The organism is Micromonospora sp. LOL_024 (assembly GCF_048060415.1).
In the GTDB taxonomy this organism is placed as follows: Bacteria; Actinomycetota; Actinomycetes; order Mycobacteriales; family Micromonosporaceae; genus Micromonospora.
On sequence record NZ_JBHMIS010000106.1, the window covers coordinates 1 to 2,246 of the forward strand.

3 protein-coding genes are annotated in these 2,246 nt (G+C 65.7%); all 3 read right to left on the bottom strand.

Annotated elements, in window-relative coordinates:
• Positions 1 to 374: 374 nt before the first annotated feature.
• Positions 375 to 944 (bottom strand): SRPBCC domain-containing protein, encoded by a 570-nt coding sequence (locus tag ACFHWY_RS28290; RefSeq protein WP_416583292.1) that lies wholly within the window; start codon positions 942 to 944, stop codon positions 375 to 377.
• Between the two features lie 197 nt (positions 945 to 1,141).
• Positions 1,142 to 1,384, bottom strand: coding sequence for a cytochrome P450 (locus tag ACFHWY_RS28295; RefSeq protein ID WP_416583293.1), 243 nt, complete (start codon positions 1,382 to 1,384; stop codon positions 1,142 to 1,144).
• Between the two features lie 19 nt (positions 1,385 to 1,403).
• Positions 1,404 to 1,790 carry a hypothetical protein gene (locus ACFHWY_RS28300; RefSeq protein ID WP_416583294.1) on the bottom strand — a complete coding sequence of 129 codons (387 nt, stop codon included), beginning with the start codon at positions 1,788 to 1,790 and terminating at the stop codon, positions 1,404 to 1,406.
• Positions 1,791 to 2,246: the final 456 nt, after the last annotated feature.

Sequence of the window (2,246 nt, forward strand, 5' to 3'; positions counted from 1 at the left end):
GGCAGCCAGCACGACAACCGGCGACCGGTCCACCACCGACGGTACCCGGCCCGGACAGCGCCTCGCAGTCCGCCATTTGATGAGAGGCCAAGAGACCAAGCACATCGTCCAGTGAAGGTCTCCGAGTAACGGCTTGTAGCTGCCCGCCGCAGGTGCGCGCCCGATTGGCGTCCGCGATGGCCTGGCTGTCCGTCCGGCTCAGCGGAGCCCAGCCACGAAGGTACGCCTGGGCGAACTGGTAGAGCGCGGCGGCTTCGCCGTGGTTCGGATCCCGAGACGGAGTACTCACAACCACCCGGACGACAGAACCGGCCCGCCACCCACCGGCCGCGGGGCCGGAGTGACGAGCCGGTCGAGGATGCCAGTCCGGGGGCTCAACTACGCCAAATCCGCACCACCTCGGACCACTGGGCACCGGCCTGCGCCCACAGCTCCAGGGCTGCGGGAGACAGCTCGTTGGGCGAGTCGTCCTCGGGCAGCTCACCCTTGAGGTAGTCGTCGAGCCGGCTGAAACCGTGGTCCCAGCCCGGCGCGAACTGGCCGATGCCGGCCGCCCAGGTCTCGTCGTCGAACGGCAGGATGGCGGTGTGCTGAAGGTCGACCACGGTGCCACCGCCAGCGGACGGGCGCAGGATGATGTCCAGGTCGGACGAGCCGCCACCGCCGTATTCCCAGGTCACCGAGAGGGCGTTGGGTTTGTCGCACTTCATGATTTCGCCCGAGGCGTTGCCATCGAGGGCGTACTTGCCGCCGACACGCAGGTCGCCGCTGATCGGGTAGAACCAGCGGGCGAGTCGCCCCGGATTGGTGATCGCGTCCCAGATGTCGTCGACCGGGGCGGCGAACGTGCGGCTCAGCTTCACCGTGCGCGAACGGCCGGCATCCGTGTCCTCGGCGTCGACCTCCCGGTGAATGGTCTTCAGCCAAGTGGCGGTGTCAGTCATGAATTTAGGGTCCTTTCCGGCAGAGAAGACTCCACTGTGCAAACGGACGGCCCAAGGTACCACAACTCAGTTATATAAGCGGCTACTAAGCTTTCCAAACAGGTGATGTCCTAACCGCCGCGGAGGAACGGGCCGGCCGTCGTTTCTAATTGCATGTGGCAATGTGTGACGCGGTCGCGTCAACCTCAACGCTCAGCTCAGGCGGCCGACGTCAACGCGATCGAAGAACGGTCCAGGCCACGGCCGATCCAGGCGTCGCGCCGCACCGGTGGCGCGGCCATCGCGAGCCCGGGGAAGCGGGACAGCAGGCGGGGCAACGCGATCCGGGCCTCCAGCCGGGACAGTGGCGCGCCCAGGCAGTAGTGACCACCGGCCCCGAAGCTCAGCGGGACGAACGGCGACCGGTCGGGATCGAAACGGCCGGGGTCGGCGAACCGCAAGACGCCGCCGCTGCATAAATCACGACCAGCTCTGTGCCTTTCGCCAGGTCACGTACTCATCGAAGATGTCGGCCAGGCCGCCATGCTCTGTTCGTCGCTGCAGATACCCATCAAGCAGCCGAAACAGCGCTTCGACAGCCACCCGGTAGAGCTTGACCTCCACCTCAAGCTGCTCGCGTTGCGGTTGCCCATCCGGGAACGCCTGGTGCAGCACCAGCGCCTCCCAGATCAGATTGTCTCCGCGCCCGCAGCGGGTCACCAGCCACTCCCTGAAGCCTGCCAGCAGCTGCCAGTCGTTGCCGGCATCACAGCCCCGGATAAAGACCGTGAAGTCGTGGAACGAACCGTCCAGCGTGAACATCCCCGGGCGCCGATGCACGTCCGCGAAGAGCTTTCGGTAGTCCATTCCGCCATCCAACCAACCCGAGTGGTCACCGATCCGCCGCCTCGCCGTCGTCTGACGTCGTGTAGCTCGGCACGAGGTGGCACGTGCGAAATGAGAACCGGGCCACCACAGGCGCCCAGCGCCGCCAGGCACCGATCATGTCGCCGGCTGCGTCGATTCGCCCGGCCCGCGTCATCGCCAGCCTGCTCCCGAACTGCTCCCAATTTAAGGGGTGAGAGCGAGGAGTCTCGTTACCGACCCTTCCGGTAACGAGCTTCTGACCTGCACATATCGATGGTAGGCGATACTGGGATCGAATCAGTGACCTCTTCGGTGTGAACTCTCGGCAGACCGGCTGGATAGGGCTTGATACGAGGTCATCCGGCCTGGTGACGCCCGTTCCGGCCTGGTTCGACCGGCACGGTTGCTGTACTTCGCTGCTGTACTTCCGGTGGCTGTCTCGTCCAGCCGATGAAG

Coding starts and splice junctions, on each gene's coding strand:
- ACFHWY_RS28300 (WP_416583294.1), bottom strand. CDS start 1,790: ATGGACTACCGAAAGCTCTTCGCGGACGTGCATCGGCGCCCGGGGATG.
- ACFHWY_RS28290 (WP_416583292.1), bottom strand. CDS start 944: ATGACTGACACCGCCACTTGGCTGAAGACCATTCACCGGGAGGTCGAC.